This window comes from Delftia sp. Cs1-4 (genome assembly GCF_000214395.1).
Lineage (GTDB): Bacteria > Pseudomonadota > Gammaproteobacteria > Burkholderiales > Burkholderiaceae_C > Comamonas > Comamonas acidovorans.
Map to the genome: position 1 here is coordinate 509,711 of NC_015563.1, position 22,059 is coordinate 531,769.

At 66.4% G+C, this 22,059-nt stretch carries 9 protein-coding genes and 1 riboswitch; of the genes, 6 read left to right on the forward strand and 3 right to left on the reverse strand.

The genetic code is table 11. From position 1 onward, the window contains the following. Window positions 1-11: 11 nt before the first annotated feature. Entirely contained in the window at window positions 12-674 is a 663-nt protein-coding gene (locus DELCS14_RS02325) for a glutathione S-transferase (protein ID WP_013800286.1), read from the reverse strand. 119 nt (window positions 675-793) lie between these two features. Between DELCS14_RS02325 and DELCS14_RS02330 the strand changes: the two genes are divergently transcribed. The 4 genes from DELCS14_RS02330 to DELCS14_RS02345 all read left to right on the forward strand — a co-directional run bounded on the left by DELCS14_RS02330 (window position 794) and on the right by DELCS14_RS02345 (window position 4,173). Continuing rightward, a complete protein-coding gene (locus DELCS14_RS02330) occupies window positions 794-1,153 on the forward strand; it encodes a hypothetical protein (protein ID WP_013800287.1) in 360 nt (119 codons plus the stop codon). Between the two features lie 96 nt (window positions 1,154-1,249). Next, entirely contained in the window at window positions 1,250-1,762 is a 513-nt protein-coding gene (locus tag DELCS14_RS02335; protein ID WP_013800288.1) for a copper chaperone PCu(A)C, read from the forward strand. 142 nt (window positions 1,763-1,904) lie between these two features. Then, on the forward strand, window positions 1,905-2,861 hold the full coding sequence (locus tag DELCS14_RS02340) for a PhaM family polyhydroxyalkanoate granule multifunctional regulatory protein (RefSeq protein WP_013800289.1): 957 nt from the start codon (window positions 1,905-1,907) through the stop codon (window positions 2,859-2,861). Window positions 2,862-2,937: 76 nt separating this feature from the next. Next, the gene (locus tag DELCS14_RS02345) at window positions 2,938-4,173 is read left to right on the forward strand and encodes an FIST N-terminal domain-containing protein (RefSeq protein WP_013800290.1); all 1,236 of its coding nucleotides are present in this window, start codon (window positions 2,938-2,940) and stop codon (window positions 4,171-4,173) included. Window positions 4,174-4,241: 68 nt separating this feature from the next. Here DELCS14_RS02345 and DELCS14_RS02350 read toward each other — a convergent pair whose 3' ends face one another. Beyond that, complete coding sequence (locus tag DELCS14_RS02350; protein WP_012202460.1) at window positions 4,242-5,573, reverse strand: D-amino acid dehydrogenase; 1,332 nt, start codon at window positions 5,571-5,573, stop codon at window positions 4,242-4,244. Between the two features lie 92 nt (window positions 5,574-5,665). Next, window positions 5,666-5,776: riboswitch (glycine riboswitch) on the reverse strand. Window positions 5,777-6,427: 651 nt separating this feature from the next. Between DELCS14_RS02350 and DELCS14_RS02355 the strand changes: the two genes are divergently transcribed. Continuing rightward, a complete protein-coding gene (locus tag DELCS14_RS02355; protein WP_228676840.1) occupies window positions 6,428-17,803 on the forward strand; it encodes an invasin domain 3-containing protein in 11,376 nt (3,791 codons plus the stop codon). 337 nt (window positions 17,804-18,140) lie between these two features. Next, complete coding sequence (locus tag DELCS14_RS02360; protein WP_013800292.1) at window positions 18,141-20,759, forward strand: sulfite reductase flavoprotein subunit alpha; 2,619 nt, start codon at window positions 18,141-18,143, stop codon at window positions 20,757-20,759. A 137-nt stretch (window positions 20,760-20,896) separates the two neighbouring features. On the opposite strand, the gene DELCS14_RS29630 is transcribed toward DELCS14_RS02360, so the two are convergent. After that, window positions 20,897-22,057, reverse strand: a complete 1,161-nt coding sequence (locus DELCS14_RS29630; RefSeq protein ID WP_012202463.1) for a peroxidase-related enzyme — start codon at window positions 22,055-22,057, stop codon at window positions 20,897-20,899. Between the last annotated feature and the right edge of the window lie 2 nt (window positions 22,058-22,059).

Here is a 22,059-nt window from a genome sequence, read left to right on the forward strand (position 1 = left end):
AGGGCGGCGGCTCAGGCCGGAGTCTTGTCGCTGGCGTAGCGGGACATCATCAGCGCCGTATTGGTCTTGCGGTCGGCATTGACCTGCTGCACCGTGGGCCGCTCGGCCATGCGCGCCAGGTACTCGCGCACGGGCAGGTCGGCCAGCACGTCGCGCCCGCCAACGATCTTGCTGGCTGCGCTGACCAGGGGCAGGTGGACGATGGCGCAGCAGTCGGCCAGCGTGAAGCTGTCGCCCGCCACAAAGGGTGAGAAACGCGCGAGTTTGGCGAAGGCCGCCACGTTCTTGTCGAGCTGGGCCAGCGTGCGCTCCCGGGTGGATTCGCTGACCTGGCCACCGAAGAAGGCCTGCGGGTAGAGGATGCGCGCCACCAGCTCCAGGTGCAGGTCCAGGTACACGCACAGCTCGCGCACCTTGGCGGCCTCGAAGGCGTCGGCCGGCAGCAGGGAAGGGGAGGGCGACAGCGTCTCCACGTACTCGACCATGGCGGCCGACTCGCACAGGCCACGGCCGTCGTCGATGCGCAGGTACGGCACCTTGCCCAGCGGCGACAGTGCCATATCGGTCTCGCCCAGCCAGTCCAGTTCCTCGTTGAAGGGCAGCTGCTTTTCCAGCAGGGCCAGCTTGACCTTGTTGTAGTAGTTGCTGGCCGCGAATCCGCACAGGGTGAGCATGGGTGTCTCCTTGGGTTGTTTGTGGTGAAGGCGAGGGTGCGCGCCTGTGATGGTAGGGGCGGGCAGGGCATGGCGCGGTCCCGGAGATGACGACTGGGGCAGACCCCTAGAATGGCGCCATGCCGCTTCGCCTGCCCTCCACCTTGGCTGCCTGCGCCCGCTGGGTGCTGGGGCTGTGGCTGTGCGTGGCGCTGGCATCGGCGTTTGCGCCGCTGGCGCGTGCCTCGGGCTGGGAGCGCCTGTGCTCGGCCGCTGGCGAATCGGTCTGGGTGCCATCGCCGGCCGGTCAGGACAATGCCCTTGCCGGCAGCCACGGCATCGACTGCCCGCTGTGCCTGCCCCCGCTGGCGCCGCCGCCCGCCCGGTGCAGTGCGGCCCCGGCACCGCTGATGGCAGATGCGCAGCCACGGGCGCACCCGGCCTCCGTCCACAGCGTGGCCATGCCGGCCTTGCCGCAGGCCCGCGCCCCGCCCCGGTGACTCCCCATTTCAATCCCTGCCTCTTTCGCTTGGCTTTTGTTTTTGCAAGGCACACAGACCGTGCTGCAACGTATTGAATTTTCTGGAGAAACCGTGATGACACTGCGTCAATGGACCACCCCTTTCCTGATCGCCGCCTCCCTGTCCATGGGTCTGGCCCATGCCCATGCCGATGCGGCCCACGTCAAGGCCGACGCCGCCTGGGCGCGTGCCAGCGTGCCGGGCCAGCAGGCCACGGGCGCCTTCATGCGCCTGACGGCGGAGGAGCCGCTGCGCCTGGTGGGTGTGGAGTCGCCCGCCGCCGGCGTGGCCGAGGTGCATGAAATGAAGATGGAAGGCGATGTGATGCGCATGCGCGCCATCGACGGCCTGGACCTGCCCAAGGGCGTGGCCGTGGACCTGAAGCCCGGCGGCTACCACGTCATGCTGCAGCAGCTCAAGAGCCCGCTGCTCAAGGACAGCCAGGTGCCCATCACCCTGGTGTTCAAGGATGCCAAGGGCGAAACCTCGCGCCTGAGCCTGCAGGTCCCCGTGCGCGCCATGGCGCCCGGCGCGGCGGCTGCCCCGGCAGCGGGCCACGGCGGCGGCCACGCTGGCCATTCGCACTGAGCCAGCGCCATTGCACCGGGTTTGTGCGCAGCCGCATGCGCATGACTTGCCGTGGACTTGGCGTGTGCCTGGGTTAAGCTGGGGGCATGGCCGGCATCCTTCGCCGGCATGCTCTTCCAACCCAGTCCTAGCGAGTGCTGCCATGAGTGACGCGTCCTCCTTCGGTTTCGGCAAGTTCATCCCCGGTTTCGACTTCCTGCAGGGCCTGGCCCAGAGCGCGGGATCGGCCACGGCCCGGCCCCTGGGGCGCCTGCCCGAATGGGTGGCGCCCACGGTGAGCATCGAGGAGGTGGACAAGCGCATCACCGAACTCAAGGCCGTGCAGTTCTGGCTGGACCAAAATGGCAAGGCGCTGGCCGCCACCATCCAGGCCCTGGAAGTGCAGCGCATGACGCTGTCCACCCTGCAGGGCATGAACGTCAGCATGGGCGAACTGGCGCAGGCCTTCCAGTTCCCCGCCGCTGCAGCCGCCACCGCTGCTGCAGCCACTGCGGGCAAGGGCGCCGCCAGCGCGGGGCAGTCCGACCACTCGGACTGGCCCATGTCCTCCGCCGGCAAGGCCGGCAAGCAGGAAAAGCCGCAGGCCGCGCCCGCACAGCCCCCTGCCGAGCCGCCTGCAGCTGCTGCGGCCGCTGCATCCGCGGATGCCGGCAGCAAGGCCTCCGGCGCTGAAGCTTCTGCGCCCAAGGACGAGCCGGCCCAGGCCGCCGCCATGGGCCAGGCCATGCAATGGTGGGGCGCACTGACCCAGCAATTCCAGCAGATCGCCGCCAAGGCCATGGCCGAGCCCATGGCCCCCGAGGCCGTGGCTGCCGCACAGCGCGCCACCGGCATGGCCGGCGACATCGCCAAGGCCGCCATGGACCGCATGACGGCCCAGGCTGGCGCCTTCGCCGCGCAGGCAGGCAAGGCGGCTGCACCGGCGGCCAAGGCCCCGGCCGGAGCTGCCAAGGCGGCTGCGAAAGCCCCACCGAAAGCTCCGGCCAAAGCGCCAGCCAAGGCAGCGGCCAGGAAGACGGCGGCAAAGACCACCGCAAAGACAACAGCCAAGGCACCGGCCGCAGGCAAGGCGCCGGCCAAGAGCCGGCCACCGCGCTGAGCGGGACGGCGGCACCCATGGATGGTCTAGAGCCCTCCGCAAGCCGGGCGCTGGCAGGGCTAGAAAGAAGGTTGGAATGTCGTTGTTTCCTGTAGGCCATGCCAGCCATTCCGACTGGCGCGCCGCGGCCGACGCGGTGCTGCTGCAACTGCGCTCGCAGATGGCCGATTCGGGCCACGCGCAGCGGCCCCGACTGGGCCTGGTGTACCTGTCCCACGCGCATGCCGCCCATGCAAGACCGTTGCTGCAGCATCTGGCCAGGGCCTTGCCCCATGTGGCGGACTGGGCTGGCTGCTCGGCCGGTGGCGTGCTGGCCATGTCCCATGAATACCTGTCCGGCTCCGCGCTCGCGGTGATGCTGCTCGATGTGCCGGCCGCGCACTACCGCCTGTATTCGGGCCTGGCGCCCTTGCATGCGCCGGGCGGCGAGGCCGGGTTCACGGCCCATTCGGCCCTGGTCCATGCCGGAGGCGGCCAGCCCGAGCTGGCCGAGTTGCTGTACGAGCTGTCCGAGCGCACCGAGTCCGGCCTGCTGTTCGGCGGCGTGGGCGATGACGGGGACGATGGCGTGGAGGGCGTGCAGATCGCCTGCCGCACCGAGGACCTGCATGCGCAGCATGCGGATGCGCGCGGCATTTTTAGCGGAGGCTTCTCGGGCGTGGCCTTCGGTGCGGGCGTGCCCTGCATCACGGGCATGGCCCAGGGCTGCGTGCCGCTGGGCGAGGGCCTGGAGATCACCGAGGCGCGCGGCGCCCTGGTCACCGGGCTCAATGGCGATCCGGCCTTGCAGCGCCTGCTGCAACTGCTGGGCGTGGAGCTGGAAGGCAGCGACTGGCAGCCCGCGCTGACCACGGTGCGCAGCACGCTGGCGGCCATTGCGCCGCCGGGCCGGGGCATGGCCCACGGCGTGCTCACCGAAGAGGCCCAGGTACTGACCCTGGTCGGGCTGGACCCGCTGCGCCAGGGCGTGGCCCTGTCATCGGCCGTGGAGGCCGGGCATTCGGTGATCTTCTGCCGCCGCCAGGCCCAGGTCGCGCGCCAGGAACTGCTGCAACTGGGCGCTGCGCTGCGCGATGCGGCGGAGCCCGAGGAGGCGGCGCCCGAAGGCGAGGCACAGCCCCGCATCCGTGGCGCCATCTACATCAGTTGCCGGGGCCGCGGCGGCGGCCTGTTCGGCGGCCCCGATGCCGAACTGCGCACCCTGCGCCACGCACTGGGCGATGTGCCATTGATCGGCTTCGTCGCAGAAGCCGAGATCATGGACGCCCGCCTGCACCGCTTCGCCGGGGTGTTGACGGTGTTCACTGCTTAGGCGTCGCACACGCCGTACACGCCGTACACGCCGTACACGCCGTACACACGGTACACACCGTCTGAACCTCAGACCGCGCGCGGGCGCACCGTGCCTGCGCTGCGATCCGGGTCCATGGCTGCGGCCCCCAGAAAATCGAAATCCACGGCCGGCTGCCTGCCGCTGACCAGGTCGGCCAGCGCCATGCCGGAGCCGCAGGCATGGGTCCAGCCCAGCGTGCCGTGGCCGGTGTTCAGGAACAGGTTGGCGATGGGCGAGCGTCCGATCAGCGGCACATTGCTGGGCGTGGCGGGGCGCAGGCCGCTCCAGAACTGGGCGCGCCCGGTATCGCCGGCGCCAGGGAACAGCTGCTGCACGCGCCGCACGATGGCCTCGCAGCGCACGGGGTCCAGGTTGCGGTCGTAGCCGTTGAACTCGGCCGTGCCGGCAATGCGCAGGCGGTCGCCCTGCGCGCCGGTGTAGCGCGAGAACACCAGCTTGAACTCATCGTCCGTGAGGCTGACCTGGTAGGCCTTGGCGGGGTCCAGCACCGGCAGGGTCACGGAGTAGCCCTTGGCCGGGTAGATGGGCAGGTGCAGCCCCAGCGGCTGGGCCAGCAGCGGGCTGAACGAGCCCATGGCCAGCACATAGGCGTCGCCCTGGATGCGTTCGTAGCGGCCATCGGCATTGGTCACCTCCACATGGTCGATATGGCGGCTGGCGCCCGCACCCGTGGTGCGCAGCGCCATGACGTGGTGGCCGTGGCGGAACTGCACGCCCGTGGTGGTGGCAATGCGTGCCAGCTCGCGCGTGAATAGGTTGGCGTCGCCCGATTCATCCTCGGCCGTATAGGTGGCGCCTGCTATCTGCCCGCGCACATGGGCCAGGGCCGGCTCCAGGCGCACGGCTTCGTCGGCGTCGATCAGGCGGCGGTCGCAGCCCAGGGCCTGCATCTGCTCGGTGGGCTTGAGCGCGCCCTCGAACTCGCGGGCGTTCGTGTAGAAGTGCAGGATGCCCTGCATGCGCTGCTCGTACTGGATGCCGGTGTCCGACCGCAGCTGCTGCAGAGCCTCTCGGCTGTAGGTGCCCAGGCGAACGATCTGCTGGATGTTGTGGCGCGTGCGCGCGGGCGTGCAGTTGCGCAGGAAGGACAGGCCCCAGAGCCACTGGCGCATGTCGGCGCGAAGGCGGAACAGCAGGGGGGCATCCTGCCGGCCCAGCCAGCCCAGCAACTTCAGCGGTGCGCCGGGGTTGGCCCAGGGCTCGGCGTGGCTGACCGAGATCTGCCCGCCGTTGGCAAAGCTGGTTTCGGCGCCGGGCGCAGCCTGGCGGTCGATGACGGTCACTTCATGACCGAGAGATTGCAGATAGTAGGCCGAGGCGGTGCCGATCAGGCCGGCTCCGAGAACGATGACGCGCATGACAATGCCCTTTCAAAGGCATGTGCCGGTCACGCGGAAGCTGATAGCTATGGATTCAATAGCAAGCAGCCGGCGTCCGTCGTGACGCAGCTGCCGCTCCCCCTGTCCTTGGTACCTGAGAGATTCACCGCCGTCCATGGGAACGGGGCTTGCTCCTTCGGTGCGCCGCATATTGCGTGCGGCGGCTCTCCAGACGGCATGTTGTGTTTGCAGTACGGAACCTGAGCGTGTATGGGAGTTTGCGCCTTCGGTGAGGCTCGGCACCGTGGTGCCCGCCTGCTCTCCTGCAGGGGCGATTCTATGTGGCTTGCGCAGCCGGTTCCAGTCGTACTCGGGATACCACCAGTTACTACCTGTATGTGGTGTGGTCGATTCAGGGTATTCCCTAGATCGCTCAAGCGCCTCCCTCGTAGCGCTGGCACGAGTCTCCGACTGCATGTAAAAAAACTATTGAAATAGAAAAAAACATGATTTAGCCTATCGATGTGTGCAGTGGTTTGTCAGTGCATGTTCTGGTCGATTGGACCTGCATGGGTTAACCATGAGTTGTGTATATGTCTGATAGGCGACTTACCGTTGCACAGGTGCAGGTCCATGGAAACTGGTCCGGCACTGAAAAAATACAAGCACGGTGAATATGGTTTGTGGAGGGAGGAATGATTTGCGTCGCAAACCCGACTGAAGGTGTGTCCGGCTCAATGGGCAGCGGAGCAGCTCGCAAACGTTGATGGAAATCCACCTTTTTGATTGACGCGCAGGATCTGCGCGAAACATTTTGCTTCCAACCTCACCGGCTGCAAGGTGAGTTGTGAGCTCGTGATTCAAATAGAACTATTCGAGGTACGGCGATGCAAATGCGCTGGGTACAACTGATGGCTATTGCCATTGGGAAAATCATTTTCCTGTCATATCTCCTTGAGAAAACGGGGAATATCATGCATGCTCTCAATCGCCTGCCTGGTTCGGCATTTTTTCGCAAGTGGCGTGCAGCGAAGTGCCTTTTCTCTTTGCTGCTGCTCTCATGCGCGGGTATCTCATCCACGGCACTGGCGGCGACCGTCGTCTTCACGGTCACAGACAACAGCGACGCTCCCAATGCCAATGCAACGACACCAACCACCTGTGTCAGCACGTTGGGGGGCACCTTTGCTGGCGCATGTACGCTGCGAGCGGCCATTCAGGCAGCCAACTACACGCTGCAAACGCTGGATCCGAGTGCCGATGTTTCCATCGTCTTTGCGCCGACACTGACTACGTCGGTACGAACCATACAGAGTGGGACATCCAAGGATGCGGCCGGAAACCTCCATCCGTATGTCGACAATCAGACGGTTTACGTGCGCTGTGCCAACACATTCGTCAGCGGAGCCCAGTCCGGCGCCGTGACGGGAGCCACCAATGCCTGTGGTCAAACCCAGATGATCAGCGGCGGCGATACGGGCACCACCACTGGTGCCGGTGGCGCCTGGTACTGGATCAAAGGCACCGTGCCAGCCGGCACGGGCTCATTGACCATCGATTTCGGGGGAGTCATACAAGTCCAGAACTGGGCGGACTCCGCCTGGGAAACCTTTTATCTTGGTGGGAAGAATATCACTCTCACCAATTCGCCCAACATGACCTGTGGCGAAGCGGTATTCGTCGTTGGCTCCTCAGCAAACAATGTCATCATTGATCGCGTCGGTCTGGTGAATGTGGCGCCAACCCCTGCGGGAGAGGGGACGCCGTTCAACTGCGAGCTGTACGCGGAGATTCATCAAGGCGCACAAAACGTATTCTTTGCCAATAGCACAATCAACTCCGCGATATGGAATGGAAATTACGGCAATAACAAGGGCTCGGCCATTTCCGTTGCCGCAAGCAACGGTGCAGGCACGGTTTCCAACATCGTTGTCGATAATTTCACGGTAACGAATCTGCCCAACCCTATCGGGGGAATGCAGCTTGAGCAGTTTTTCCAGGTCATGTCGAACATGACCGTCAACGGATTGACGATCAAAAATTCGAATATCGCACTGAGCCCGACTGGTGGAAATGCGCCCAGGGCCGTGGTGTCGGTTGATGGAACGATCAGCCTGGCCAATGGAATTGGTCTGGCCGTGACGGGTAATACCTTCTCGCTGCCTATCGCCGCCTATACCGGGTCATCGCCAACGCATGTGTCGGCACCAACGGTGAATACGGCAGCCTCAGGCACGACGCAGGTAGTGACGGTGACCGATAACAACTTCACTGGCGGCGGGGACGGGGTGAATATCGGTGGTACGGGTACGGCACCAGGATTGATTGGCAACAACAAGATGACAAGCCAGTCGAGAAGTGCCATTCGTATCACTACGCGTGATTTCTTCAAGATTTCTCAGAACACGCTGTTTTCCGTGCCTGTGGCTGCAAACTCAGGCATCAGTTTGCTGACGACGGGCAATGGACAAACCGGATGGACCCCCACCCTTGGCGTTGGCGCCAGTGACACCGCCGCCTGCACCTGGACATTCAATATCACGGCAAATGCCAATGCGAGCGAGCCGGCACCGTACACGGTGGAAGCCTTTTGGTCACCGACCGGCGCGGGCGTCAACGACGCGCAGGTCTATCTGGGCTCCGAAACCATGGCCGGAGCCTCGGGAACGCTGACCGTTCCTTCGTATCTCAGCGGCCAGGTGCGAGTCACAGTGACGGACAGCAATTCCGGTGGAGCCCAGACCTCGCAGCTTTCAACGGCGGCAAGCGTCACCGGTTTTCCCTGTGCCCTGAAATCCGGCGTTCTGGCGACGACCAACAATCAACCTGTCGGCAGCAGCGACTTGCTGGAGGTCTACATTGTTGACGGCCAAGGCAATGCCTGGACGGGGGGCAGTGACACCGTTACCTTCGCAGCGCCGCCTGCAGGTGTCACGTTCAATGGCAGCTCCGCCGCAGTCAGCTGCACGACCAACTCCAGCGGAAAGTGTGCGTCTCCCATCAATGCCAGCAGCAGTGTCGCCGGAACATTCACGACACCCGTGACCTTGTCGTCGTCAGTCGCTGGTGCCACGTTCTCCAATCTTCCATTGGGTGGAAGTCCGGTATCTGGCGCAGTGACCTATCAGCCTTCGCCGGTTGCTTACAGCTTCACCGCGCTGCCGGCCAGCACGACCGGTTCTGAAATCGCCGCGAGTCCGCCATCGATTGCGGCCAACGGCGTCTCCACCAGCACCTTGGCCGTGCAGTTGAAGGATGCTTTAGGCAACCTTGTCACCACCTGTACCGATACGGTGGCCTTCACCCTCAATGCGGGGACGCAAGGCGTTCCTGCCGTCAGCGTCACGGGCTGCAGTGCCGGCATGTATACGGGGACGGTGACATCGCCGGTGCTGGTCGGCAGCGGAACCTTCGGGTTCACCATCAACGGGTCTGCGGCTGTTGCCACCGCAACGGTCTCCTATGTGGCCGCAACGCCGAGCACGAGTGCATCGACGATAGTCGCCACACCGGCATCGATCGTGGCCAACGGCAGCTCCACCAGCGTGCTGCGCGTGCAACTGGTCGATGCCAGCAGCAATCCGATCAACACGTGCACGAACACGGTGGCATTCACCCTGAACGGCGGAACGCAGGGAACGCCCAATGTGGGCGCGGCCTCGTGTGCCGCCGGCATCTATACGGGCACCGTCACATCGCCCACGGCCGTCGGCAGCGGGATCTTCGGATTCACCATCAACGGCTCTGCCGCAGTTGCTACGGCTTCAGTGAGCTACACGGCGGGTCCGCCAAGTACCAGCGCCTCGACCATCGTTGCGAGTCCGACCTCGATCATTGCCAATGGCACCGCAACCAGCACATTGACGGCGCAGCTCAAGGATGCGTCAGGCAATTCGATTGCGACCTGTGCCAATACGGTGGCCTTCACGCTGAACAGCGGAACACAGGGCTCGCCTGCGGTCGGCGCGGGATCGTGCAGCGCAGGGGTGTACACGGCAACCGTCACGGCACCTACCGCAGTCGGCAGTGGCACCTTTGGTTTCACCATCAATGGCTCGGCCGCCACGGCTACGGCTGTGGTGAACTACACGGCCGGCCCGCCCAGCAATGGCGCGAATGGAAACCTGATCAGTGCCAGTCCGCTCAGCGTTGTCGCAGACAACACTGCCACGAGTTCGATCAGCGTGACCCTGCGCGATGCCAATGGCAATCCCGCCACGGATACGGTGGCGCACACGATTGTCTTCACCAAAACGGGCGTGGGCACGACCACGCCGGCCGCACCCACGTGCACGATCGCGGCCAATGCCAATCCGGCCACCTGCTCCGTGACGGTGAAATCGGCCACGGTTGGCACCGCAAGTTTCACGGCAACGGACAATGGAACGGCCGTGAGCAATGGCAGTCCGGTATCGGTCAACTTCATTGCCGGGCCGCCCAGCAATACAGCCAGCGGCAATCTGCTCAGTGCCACACCGCTCTCGGTGATGGCCGACGGTACGAGCACCGGCACGGTGACCGTTGCACTGCAGGACGCCAATGGCAATGCAACTGTCGATACGGTCGCCCACACCATCGGCTTTGTCCATACCGGCGCCGGCACGCCGTCGGCAACTTCCTGCACGATTGCGGCCAATGCGAATCCAGCGCGCTGCTCCATCACGGTGACATCCACCGTGGCGGGTGCGGCGAGCTTCACAGCCACGGACAACAACGGCACCACCACCCAGAGCGTGGCAAACGGCAGTCCGGCCGTGATCAACTTCACGGCCAATGCCGCCGACCCCGCCAAGTCGGGGGTGCGTACCGTCAGCAGTCCGGTCACGGCCAATGGCTCGGCGACAGATGTGCTTGAAGCGTTTGTGGGAGATGTCAACGGCAATCCGGTGGCCGGAAGCGTTGTCACGTTCTCTCCCACCGCAAACATCACCTTCAGCGGTACCTGCACCACCAATGCGGCCGGTACCTGCCAGGTCACCGCCAAGACAACCGTCGCGGGTTCCTACACTTCCGGCGCAAGCATCGCGAGCGGCGCATTGAGCGGCAGCGGCGTCAGCTCCGGTGGCAATACGTACGGTGCGACGGCTGCCTATGTCTTTACGGCAGGTGCCGTCGATCCCGCCAATTCGACCATGTCGGTCGATGTGAACAACCAGGCAGCCGGCGGCGGCCAGGACGTCGTTTCCGTGGTCACCAAGGATGCGTTCGGCAACCCAGTCACCGGCGTTGTCGTGAACTTCAGCGTGACGCCTGCCGGAGCGGCGCCTGCCACCGCCAGTTGCACGACTGCTGGTGCAGCGGCGACCTGCTCGGTGTCGTTCACCAGCGTGACCGCATCGACTTACTCGGCTGCCGCCACGGTGGGTGCAACTGCCATCGGCAACAGCCCGCAATCGATGGCCTTTGTCGCCGGCAATGCCTCGGCAAGCAACTCGGGCCTGCGTGTCGTGAGCGACAACGCGGCGGCAAATGGCACGGCAACCGATGTGGTGGAAGCGTATGTGCGCGATGCCGGTGGCAATCCCAAGGGCGGCGAGGTCGTCACCTTTGCCGGTGCTGCCGGCGTGAAGCTGAACGGTGGCGCGGCAGGTGCGTCGGCCACTTGCACCACTGGAACAAGCGGCGCAACTCTGGGCATCTGCTCGATCACTGCCACCAGCACAGCAAGTGGTACCTACAGCATCGCCACCAGCATTCCTGCAGGAACTCTGGGTGGCACGTTCACCGTGGGAGCAAACGCGTATTCGCCAAGCGCCGCACAAATTCATTTTGTGAGCGTGGTGAACCTCAGTGTCACCAAGGCCAACCCTGGCACCCTGACTGTGGGCACGCCCTTCAACTACGCGTTCTCCGTGTCCAACGCCGCTGGAGCGTTTGGTCCCGCCACCAGCGTGACCATCAAGGACCTGGTGCCTGCGGGGATCAGCATCACGGGCGTGCCGACCGGTGCAAACGTGGCCAGCGCGACCTGCACGCCCAACACCTTCCCGTTTGCGGGTAATGGCAGCTCCGTGCTGACGTGCACGGTGAACTTCACCACACCGGTGGCGGCTGGCAGCAACAGCAGCTTCAACCTGCCAGCTGTTCCGACGGCGGTGGGCTCGAGCACGAACACGGCCTCCTACGATCCGTCGGGTGGCATCAGCCCGGTCAATCCGACAGCCGGTTGCACGACAGACTGCGCTTCCACACCGGTGACTCCAGTCACGCCTGGCACGCCTGCGCTGACGGTCACCAAAGCCAACCCCGGCAGTCTGGCTGTGGGCACGCCCTTCAACTACGCGTTCTCCGTGTCCAACGCCGCTGGAGCGTTTGGTCCTGCCACCAGCGTGACCATCAAGGACCTGGTGCCTGCTGGCATCAGCATCACGGGCGTGCCGAGCGGTGCGAACGTAGCCAGTGCGACCTGCACGCCCAACACCTTCCCGTTTGCGGGCAATGGCAGCTCCGTGCTGACGTGTACGGTGAACTTCACGGCGGCAGTGGCAGCGGGTGGCAACACCAGCTTCAACCTGCCGGCAGTGCCGACGGCTGTGGGTTCGAGCACGAACACAGCCTCCTACGATCCGTCGGGTGGCATCAGCCCCGTCAATCCGACGGCGGGTTGCACGACGGATTGCGCATCGACGCCTTCCACGCCGGTCACGCCTGGTACGCCAGCGCTGACGGTCACCAAGGCCAACCCCGGCAGCCTGGCTGTGGGAACTGCGTTCAACTACGCCTTCACGGTAGCGAATGCGGCTGGAGCCTTCGGCCCCGCCACCAGCGTGACCATCAAGGACCTGGTGCCTGCGGGGATCAGCATCACGGGCGTGCCGACCGGTGCAAACGTGGCCAGCGCGACCTGCACGCCCAACACCTTCCCCTTCGTGGGCAATGGCACGGCGATCCTGTCTTGCACCGTGAACTTCACCACACCGGTGGCAGCGGGTGGCAACACCAGCTTCAACCTGCCGGCTGTGCCGACGGCGGTGGGTTCGAGCACGAACACGGCTTCCTACGATCCGTCGGGTGGCATCAGCCCCGTCAATCCGACGGCCGGTTGCACGACGGATTGCGCATCGACGCCTTCCACGCCGGTCACGCCGGGCACGCCAGCGCTGACGGTCACCAAAGCCAACCCCGGCAGTCTGGCTGTGGGCACGCCCTTCAACTACGCGTTCTCCGTGTCCAACGCCGCTGGAGCGTTTGGTCCCGCCACCAGCGTGACCATCAAGGACCTGGTGCCTGCGGGGATCAGCATCACGGGCGTGCCGACCGGTGCAAACGTGGCCAGCGCGACCTGCACGCCCAACACCTTCCCCTTCGTGGGCAATGGCACGGCGATCCTGTCTTGCACCGTGAACTTCACCACACCGGTGGCAGCGGGTGGCAACACCAGCTTCAACCTGCCGGCTGTGCCGACGGCGGTGGGTTCGAGCACGAACACGGCCTCCTACGATCCGTCCGGCGGCATCAGCCCCGTCAATCCGACGGCCGGTTGCACGACGGATTGCGCATCGACGCCTTCCACGCCGGTGACGCCGGGTACGCCAGCGTTGACGGTCACCAAGGCCAACCCTGGCAGCCTGGCTGTGGGGACTGCGTTCAACTACGCGTTCTCCGTGTCCAACGCCGCTGGAGCGTTTGGTCCTGCCACCAGCGTGACCATCAAGGACCTGGTGCCTGCTGGCATCAGCATCACGGGCGTGCCGATCGGCGCGAACGTGGCCAGTGCGACCTGCACGCCCAACACCTTCCCCTTCGTGGGCAATGGCACGGCGATCCTGTCTTGCACGGTGAGCTTCACCACGCCGGTGGCGGCTGGCAGCAACAGCAGCTTCAACCTGCCGGCTGTGCCGACGGCTGTGGGTTCGAGCACGAACACGGCTTCCTACGATCCGTCGGGCGGCATCAGCCCCGTCAATCCGACGGCGGGGTGTACGACGGATTGCGCATCGACGCCGGTGACTCCGGTCACGCCTGGCACGCCTGCGCTGACGGTCACCAAAGCCAACCCCGGCAGCTTGGCTGTGGGGACTGCGTTCAACTACGCCTTCACGGTAGCGAATGCGGCTGGAGCGTTTGGTCCTGCCAACAGCGTGACCATCAAGGACTTGGTGCCGGCAGGCATCAGCATCACGGGCGTGCCGACCGGTGCGAACGTGGCCAGTGCGACCTGCACGCCCAACACCTTCCCGTTTGCGGGCAATGGCAGCGCCGTCCTGACGTGTACGGTGAACTTCACGACCTCGGTCGCGGCCGGTGGCAGCACCAGCTTCAACCTGCCGGCTGTGCCGACGGCGGTGGGTTCGAGCACGAACACGGCTTCCTACGATCCGTCGGGTGGCATCAGCCCCGTCAATCCGACGGCCGGTTGCACGACGGATTGCGCATCGACGCCTTCCACGCCGGTCACGCCTGGTACGCCAGCGCTGACGGTCACCAAGGCCAACCCGGGTAGCCTGGCTGTGGGGACTGCGTTCAACTACGCGTTCTCCGTGTCCAACGCTGCCAGTGCCTTCGGCCCCGCCACCAGCGTGACCATCAAGGATCTGGTACCGGCAGGCATCAGCATCACGGGCGTGCCGACTGGGGCGAACGTGGCCAGTGCGACCTGCACGCCCAATACCTTCCCCTTCGTGGGCAATGGCACGGCGATCCTGTCTTGCACGGTGAGCTTCACCACGCCGGTGGCGGCTGGCAGCAACAGCAGCTTCAACCTGCCGGCTGTGCCGACGGCTGTGGGTTCAAGCACCAACACGGCCTCCTACGATCCATCGGGCGGCATCAGCCCGGTCAATCCGACAGCCGGTTGCACGACAGACTGCGCTTCCACACCGGTGACTCCGGTCACGCCTGGCACGCCTGCGCTGACGGTCACCAAGGCCAACCCCGGTAGCCTGGCTGTGGGGACTGCGTTCAACTACGCCTTCACGGTAGCGAATGCGACTGGAGCGTTTGGTCCCGCCACCAGCGTGACCATCAAGGACCTGGTGCCTGCGGGTATCAGCATCACGGGCGTGCCGACCGGCGCAAACGTGGCCAGTGCGACCTGCACGCCCAACACCTTCCCCTTCGTGGGCAATGGCACGGCGATCCTGTCTTGCACGGTGAACTTCACGGCGGCAGTGGCAGCGGGTGGCAACACCGGCTTCAACCTACCGGCTGTGCCGACGGCTGTGGGTTCGAGCACCAACACGGCCTCCTACGATCCGTCTGGCGGCATCAGCCCCGTCAATCCGACGGCCGGTTGCACGACGAACTGCGCTTCCACACCGGTGACTCCGGTCACGCCTGGCACGCCAGCGTTGACGGTCACCAAGGCCAACCCGGGCAGCCTGGCTGTGGGAACTGCGTTCAACTACGCGTTCTCCGTGTCCAACGCTGCTGGTGCCTTCGGTCCCGCCACCAGCGTGACCATCAAGGACTTGGTGCCTGCGGGCATCAGCATCACGGGCGTGCCGAGCGGCGCAAACGTGGCCAGTGCGACCTGCACGCCCAATACCTTCCCGTTTGCGGGCAATGGCAGCTCCGTGCTGACGTGTACGGTGAACTTCACGGCGGCAGTGGCGGCCGGTGGCAACACCAGCTTCAACCTGCCGGCTGTGCCGACGGCGGTGGGTTCGAGCACGAACACAGCCTCGTACGATCCATCGGGCGGCATCAGCCCCGTCAATCCGACGGCAGGGTGCACAACAGACTGCGCTTCCACACCGGTGACTCCGGTCACGCCTGGCACGCCTGCGCTGACGGTCACCAAGGCCAACCCGGGCAGCCTGGCTGTGGGAACTGCGTTCAACTACGCGTTCTCCGTGTCCAACGCTGCTGGTGCCTTCGGTCCCGCCACCAGCGTGACCATCAAGGATCTGGTGCCTGCGGGTATCAGCATCACGGGCGTGCCGACTGGTGCGAACGTGTCCAGTGCGACCTGCACGCCCAACACCTTCCCGTTTGCGGGCAATGGCAGCTCCGTGCTGACGTGTACGGTGAGCTTCACCACGCCGGTGGCGGCTGGCGGCAACAGCAGCTTCAATCTGCCAGCTGTTCCGACGGTGGTGGGTTCAAGCACCAACACGGCCTCCTACGATCCGTCCGGCGGCATCAGCCCCGTCAATCCGACAGCCGGTTGCACGACAGACTGCGCTTCCACGCCGGTGACTCCGGTCACGCCTGGCACGCCAGCGCTGACGGTCACCAAGGCCAACCCGGGTAGCCTGGCTGTGGGGACTGCGTTCAACTACGCGTTCTCCGTGTCCAACGCTGCCAGTGCCTTCGGCCCCGCCACCAGCGTGACCATCAAGGATCTGGTACCGGCAGGCATCAGCATCACGGGCGTGCCGACTGGGGCGAACGTGGCCAGTGCGACCTGCACGCCCAATACCTTCCCCTTCGTGGGCAATGGCACGGCGATCCTGTCTTGCACGGTGAGCTTCACCACGCCGGTGGCGGCCGGTGGCACCACCAGCTTCAATCTGCCGGCTGTGCCGACGGCGGTGGGTTCGAGCACAAACACGGCCTCCTACGATCCGTCGGGCGGCATCAGCCCGGTCAATCCGACGGCAGGGTGTACGACAGACTGCGCTTCCACGCCTTCCACGCCGGTGACCCCTGGTACTCCTGCGCTGACGGTCACCAAGGCCAACCCCGGTAGCTTGGCTGTGGGCACGCCCTTCAACTACGCGTTCTCCGTGTCCAACGCTGCCAGTGCCTTCGGTCCCGCCACCAGCGTGACCATCAAGGACCTGGTGCCGGCAGGCATCAGCATCACGGGCGTGCCGACTGGTGCAAACGTGGCTAGTGCGACCTGCACGCCTAATACCTTCCCGTTTGCGGGTAACGGCAGCACCGTGCTGACGTGCACGGTGAACTTCACCACACCGGTGGCGGCTGGCAGCAACAGCAGCTTCAACCTGCCGGCTGTGCCGACGGTTGTGGGTTCGAGCACCAACACGGCTTCCTACGATCCGTCGGGTGGCATCAGCCCCGTCAATCCGACGGCCGGTTGCACGACGGATTGCGCATCGACGCCTTCCACGCCGGTCACGCCTGGTACGCCAGCGCTGACGGTCACCAAGGCCAACCCGGGTAGCCTGGCTGTGGGGACTGCGTTCAACTACGCGTTCTCCGTGTCCAACGCTGCCAGTGCCTTCGGCCCCGCCACCAGCGTGACCATCAAGGATCTGGTACCGGCAGGCATCAGCATCACGGGCGTGCCGACTGGGGCGAACGTGGCCAGTGCGACCTGCACGCCCAATACCTTCCCCTTCGTGGGCAATGGCACGGCGATCCTGTCTTGCACGGTGAGCTTCACCACGCCGGTGGCGGCCGGTGGCACCACCAGCTTCAATCTGCCGGCTGTGCCGACGGCTGTGGGTTCGAGCACGAACACGGCTTCCTACGATCCGTCGGGTGGCATCAGCCCGGTCAATCCGACGGCAGGTTGCACTGTGAACTGTGCATCGACACCAGCAACGCCGGTCACTCCCAGCACGCAGGTGCCGGTGGCTCCGACGCTGACGGTTTCGCCGACCACGGTGGGAGGCTATCCGCAGATTTCCGGTACCGGCACGCCGGGCTACACGATCACGGTGAAGGATGGCTCGACGACGCTGTGTACGGCAATCGTCGCGGCCGATCAGACGTGGAGCTGCACGCCAGGCGGCGGCTTGCCGACGCCGGGTCTGCACACGATCAGCGCGACCCAGACCAATCCTGGCAATGGCAATACCGGACCTGCCACAACGACTTCGCTCAACGTGCTCGGAACGACCTTCACGGGTCCGACAGCCACCGGGGCAGGCAATGCCACGGCGACCTTGAGCGGTGGTGGCGCGGGCTGCGGGTTCGATGTGTCGCAGTCGTCCTTCGTCGCGGCTGCGGCGGGTGCGCCGGGCCAGTTGAGCTTCCCGTACGGCAATGTGCACTTCGTGGCCCGCGGCTGTACGGCCAGCAGCTCGATCACGGTCAGCGTCACCTGGCCGGGGCCGGTGACCGGCATGGCGTACTGGAAGTTCGGTCCAGCGTCCGCAGGGGCGGCGGACTCCTGGTATCAGCCTCCGGGTGCGGTGGTGTCGGGCAATACGACCTCGGTGGTGGTCACCGATGGCGGCCAGGGTGATGATGATCGCGCAGCCAATGGCGTGATCGTGGATCCCAGCGGTCCGGCGCGTGTGGGTGCGGCGCCGGGTGCCCGGCCGATCCCTGCGCTCGAACCGCGCATGCTCGCCATGGCCATGCTGCTGATGCTGGCCGCAGGCCTGTGGAGTCTGCGTCGCAGACGCGGTTGACAAACGGTTGAAGAGGAGCTGAACCATCGCCTGCCGAACCTGTTTCGGCAGGCGATTTCCATTGGGCGCAGGCGCTGCATCCCGGCGGCTCAAGCCTGCCCGTAACCCCAGGCCGCCTTGCGGGCCTATCGCGCGTGCAACACGCCGTAAATGAGAACAATTTAGAATTTCTCGCTGATTGGCGCCTTCCGTCGACAAGTCCCGGCCAACGCCGCCCGGGGCCGATGCACAGGTGCCGCGCACTTTCATCTCTGCCCGCCTGCCTTCCATGCACCGTTCTGTCCTGATGTTCCGTTGCGCACCGCAATGGATTTCCGACCGACGCCGCCTGCTCCCCATGACTTTCAAGAAAATCTGGTTCCAGTTGCACTGGTTCGTCGGCATTACGGCCGGTACGGTGCTCATCGTCATCGGGCTGTCGGGCGCGGTGTTCTCGTTCCACGAGGAAATCCTGGGATGGATGAATCCCGGCACTGCCTCCGTGCCCGCGCGTGATGCCGCGCCGCTGGCGCCGCCGCAGATTGCGCAGGCGCTGCACGAGGCTGGCGAGCAGCGCGTGGTCCAGCGCATCACCGTCTTTGCCGAGCCCGGCCGCTCGGCCCAGGTGGCCTTCAAGCCGCCGGCCGGCCAGCGCCGGGGCCAGACGGTCTTTGTCGATCCCTACACGGGCGCGCAGCTGCCTGAGCAGCACGGCACGGAGTTTTTCGAATGGGTGGAGCGCCTGCACCGCTGGCTGCTGCTGTCGCGCGATGACGGCAAGCCCATCACGGGCACGCTGGCCGGCCTGTTGCTGATGCTGTCGCTGTCGGGCCTGTACCTGCGCTGGCCGCGCCGGCCGTTGTCATGGCGCACATGGCTGACCTTCGATCCGGCGCTCAAGGGCCGCTCCTTCCTCTGGGGCCTGCACTCGGTGGCGGGCACCTGGGCCCTGGTGGCCTATGTGGTGTTCACCTGCACCGGCATGTACTGGGCCTTTGGCGTGGTGCGCAGCACGGTGGACGGCTGGGCCGGCGTGCCGCCGCGCGTGGCCGCTTCCGCGGCGCCGTCCCCGAAATCCGGTGGCGGCCGGCCTGAGCCGGCTGGCGCGCAGCAGCCCATCGACATCGCGCCCGGCTGGGCCGCCTTCGAGCGCATCGCCCATGGCTGGCAGTTCGCCCAGCTGCGCCTGCCCGAGCGCGCGGGCCAGCCCCTGCAGATCAGCTGGCTGGATGCCGATGCCGCCCATGAGCGCGCGCGCAACCAGATGGCGCTGCTGCCCGACGGCGCCGTGCAGCGCGACGAGCGCTATGCCGACCTGCCCACGGGCCGCCGCGCCGTGGGCGCCATCTACCCGCTGCACATGGGTACCTATTTCGGCATGCCGGGGCGCATCTTCATGACGCTGGCCTCGCTGATCATGCCCCTGTTCGCCATCACGGGCTGGATGCTCTACCTGGACCGCCGGCGCAAGGCGCGCGTCCTGGCCAAGGAGCGCCAGGCGCTGATGGCGGACCCGCCACCGTCCGCCCCTGCGGGCCAGGACACCGTGCTGGTCGCCTTTGCCAGCCAGGCCGGCCGCGCCGAGCGCCTGGCCGTGGCCACCGTGGCTGCGCTGCGCGGCGCAGGCATGGCGGCCAGCCTGCAATCCGTGGCGGCGCTGGATGCCGAGCAACTGCGCCACCACCGGCGCGTGCTCTTCGTGGCCAGCACCTTCGGCGAAGGCGACCCACCCGATGCCGCGCGCCGCTTTGCGCGCCTGCTGGGCGCGGCCTCGGGCTCGGCCCTGCCGCACCTGCAATACGGCCTGCTGGCGTTGGGTGACCGGCAGTACGCGGCCTTCTGCGGCTTTGGTCATGCGCTGGACCACCAACTGCGCCGCCTGGGCGCACAGCCCGTGTTTCCGCTGATCGAGATGGATGGCGAGCAACCCCAGGCCTGGAATGCCTGGCAGCAGGCGCTGGCTGGGCATTTCGGGGCCATGCCGCCTGCATCGGATGCGCTGCCTGCGTCCGCTGCAGGCCCGCTGGCCGATGCCACGGCCTTTGCCGCATGGCCGCTGCAGGCGCGCAGCCTGTGCAATGCGGGCAGCCAGGGCGCCGGTCTCTACGTGCTGGAACTGTCGCCGCCCGAAGGCGTGGCCCCGCTGTGGCGGGCTGGTGCGCTGGCCGAGGTGCTGCCACGCCATGGCGCAGCCACCGTGCAGGCCTGGCTGGCCGCCCAGGAATGCGACGGTTCGGCCCCCGTGCAATGGCGCCAGCAGAGCTGCACGCTGGGTGAGGCGCTGGCCGCCAGCGTGCTGCCGGCCCCGGGCGACATCGCCCCCGGCACCGCGCCCCAGGCCGTGGCCGATGCGCTGCGGCCCCTGCTGCCGCGCAGCTACTCGGTCGCCTCGCTGCCGCAGGACGGCCATGTGCGGCTGCTGGTGCGCCAGGCACGCCATGACGGCGGCCTGGGCGTGGCGTCGGGCTGGCTGACGGCGCATGCGGCCCAAGGCACATCCGTGGCCATGAGACTGGTGGAAAACCGCGCCTTCGAGCCGCGCGATGAGGCAGATGCCGAGCCCGATGCTCCGGCCATCTTCATCGGCAACGGCTCCGGCTATGCCGGCCTGCGCGGCCACCTGCTGGCGCGCATGCACGCAGGCCGCCACCGCAACTGGCTGCTGTTCGGCGAACGCCAGCAGGCCCATGACGGGTACTGCGAGGCCGAGGTCTCCGGCTGGCTGGCCGCGGGCAAGCTGCAGCGCGCCGACTTCATCTACTCCCGCGACCAGGCCCGGCGCTGCTACGTGCAGGACGCCCTGCGCGAAGCCGCCGAACCCTTGCGCGACTGGATCGCCGACGGCGCCGTGCTCTACGTCTGCGGCAGCGCCGACGGCATGGCCGCAGGCGTTGATGCCGCGCTGGCCGACATCCTGGGCGCTACCGCCGTCGAAGACCTGATCGTCGAAGGCCGTTACCGCAGGGATGTGTACTGAGGTGAAGCGCCGCGTCTTAATGCACAGCGCATGAAACTGGCGCGGCCCAAGTCAGGGGCACCGAGCAAGGGCCGCCCCGCCGCGAGGGTGTCGTCCCCCTCCCGCGTAGCGAGAGAGGGGGAAGGCGCGTAAGCGCCTCAGGGGGTGATGTACCTCTCCTTGCCGAGATTGAGCATCAACCGGTTCGCCCAGCCGAACAGCGCGGCCGAATGCAGCATGTCCAGGATTTCCTGGTCGGTGAGGCCGGCATCGCGCAGCGGCTGCAGCTGGGCGGCGCCAAAGCTGCCCGGCGCGCGCGTCAGCGCCAGCGAGGACTGGATGATGGCGCGTTCGCGCGCATTGGTGCCGGCCGTGTCGGGGTCGTCGAACATCTGGGCCATGACATCGTTGCGCTTGGCCAATTGCTCGAAGCGCTGGGCGTGGACCGATGCGCAGTACACGCAGCCGTTGGAGCGCGAGACGGCCGTGGCCGCCACCTCGCGCTCGGCGCGCGACAGGCCGCCGGGCGCGTACATGATGGCGTTGAAGGCCTGCGAGCGCTCCGACAGCACGCGCGGCTGGCGGGCCAGCAGCAGGTAGAAGTCCGACGTGCGCGCCTTGGGGTGGCTCAGGTCCAGCACGGCTTGCTGCTCGGCCGTGGCCGTGGCGGGGTCGAGCACGGGCAGCCATGACGTCCAGTCCAGCGTTTCGCTGGTGTAGCCGTTGCGGCGCAGCGGCTCGCCCGGTGGCGGCAGGTTGGCGGGGTGCACGAAGGGTGCGGCGGCGGCTTCGGCAGCCGGTGCGCTGGCCTGGCCGCCCAGCGCGTCCATGGCCTGCACGCCCGCGAACAGGCGCAATTGGTAGGCGATGAAGCCCACCAGCTGGGCCACCAGCACGGTGTCGTCGATGGACAGCCCGGACTCGGGCATGGCCAGCAGGGCCGCGCGGTCGCTTTCGGCGGGGTGCAGGGCCAGGGTGCGCACGAAGTGCAGGGCCGCATCCAGGCGCGCATTGCCGGTCTGGGCGCCGGGCTGGGCCAGCACGGTGCGCAGCGCGGGCGTCAGGGCATCGCCCAGGGATTCGGCACGCTGGCGGTATTCATCGGCCAGGGCCTGCACGCCGCTGACGCGGCATTGCTCGCTGGCCAGCACCAGGCGCTCGGCGCGCGACAGGCTGTCGGCCAGGCCGTCGCCCAGCAGCAGGTCCTCGCAGGCCTGGGTGGCAATGGCCACCTTGTCGCGCTGGCGGCGCGTGGCGAAAACGGGGGACTGGTCGGTCAGGCCGGCCAGGCGGTCGATGGTGTCGTTGGCGGTGGTCATGG

Coding starts and splice junctions, on each gene's coding strand:
- DELCS14_RS02360 (WP_013800292.1), top strand. CDS start 18,141: ATGACTTTCAAGAAAATCTGGTTCCAGTTGCACTGGTTCGTCGGCATT.
- DELCS14_RS02335 (WP_013800288.1), top strand. CDS start 1,250: ATGACACTGCGTCAATGGACCACCCCTTTCCTGATCGCCGCCTCCCTG.
- DELCS14_RS02345 (WP_013800290.1), top strand. CDS start 2,938: ATGTCGTTGTTTCCTGTAGGCCATGCCAGCCATTCCGACTGGCGCGCC.
- DELCS14_RS29630 (WP_012202463.1), bottom strand. CDS start 22,057: ATGACCACCGCCAACGACACCATCGACCGCCTGGCCGGCCTGACCGAC.
- DELCS14_RS02350 (WP_012202460.1), bottom strand. CDS start 5,573: ATGCGCGTCATCGTTCTCGGAGCCGGCCTGATCGGCACCGCCTCGGCC.
- DELCS14_RS02325 (WP_013800286.1), bottom strand. CDS start 674: ATGCTCACCCTGTGCGGATTCGCGGCCAGCAACTACTACAACAAGGTC.
- DELCS14_RS02340 (WP_013800289.1), top strand. CDS start 1,905: ATGAGTGACGCGTCCTCCTTCGGTTTCGGCAAGTTCATCCCCGGTTTC.
- DELCS14_RS02330 (WP_013800287.1), top strand. CDS start 794: ATGCCGCTTCGCCTGCCCTCCACCTTGGCTGCCTGCGCCCGCTGGGTG.
- DELCS14_RS02355 (WP_228676840.1), top strand. CDS start 6,428: ATGCGCTGGGTACAACTGATGGCTATTGCCATTGGGAAAATCATTTTC.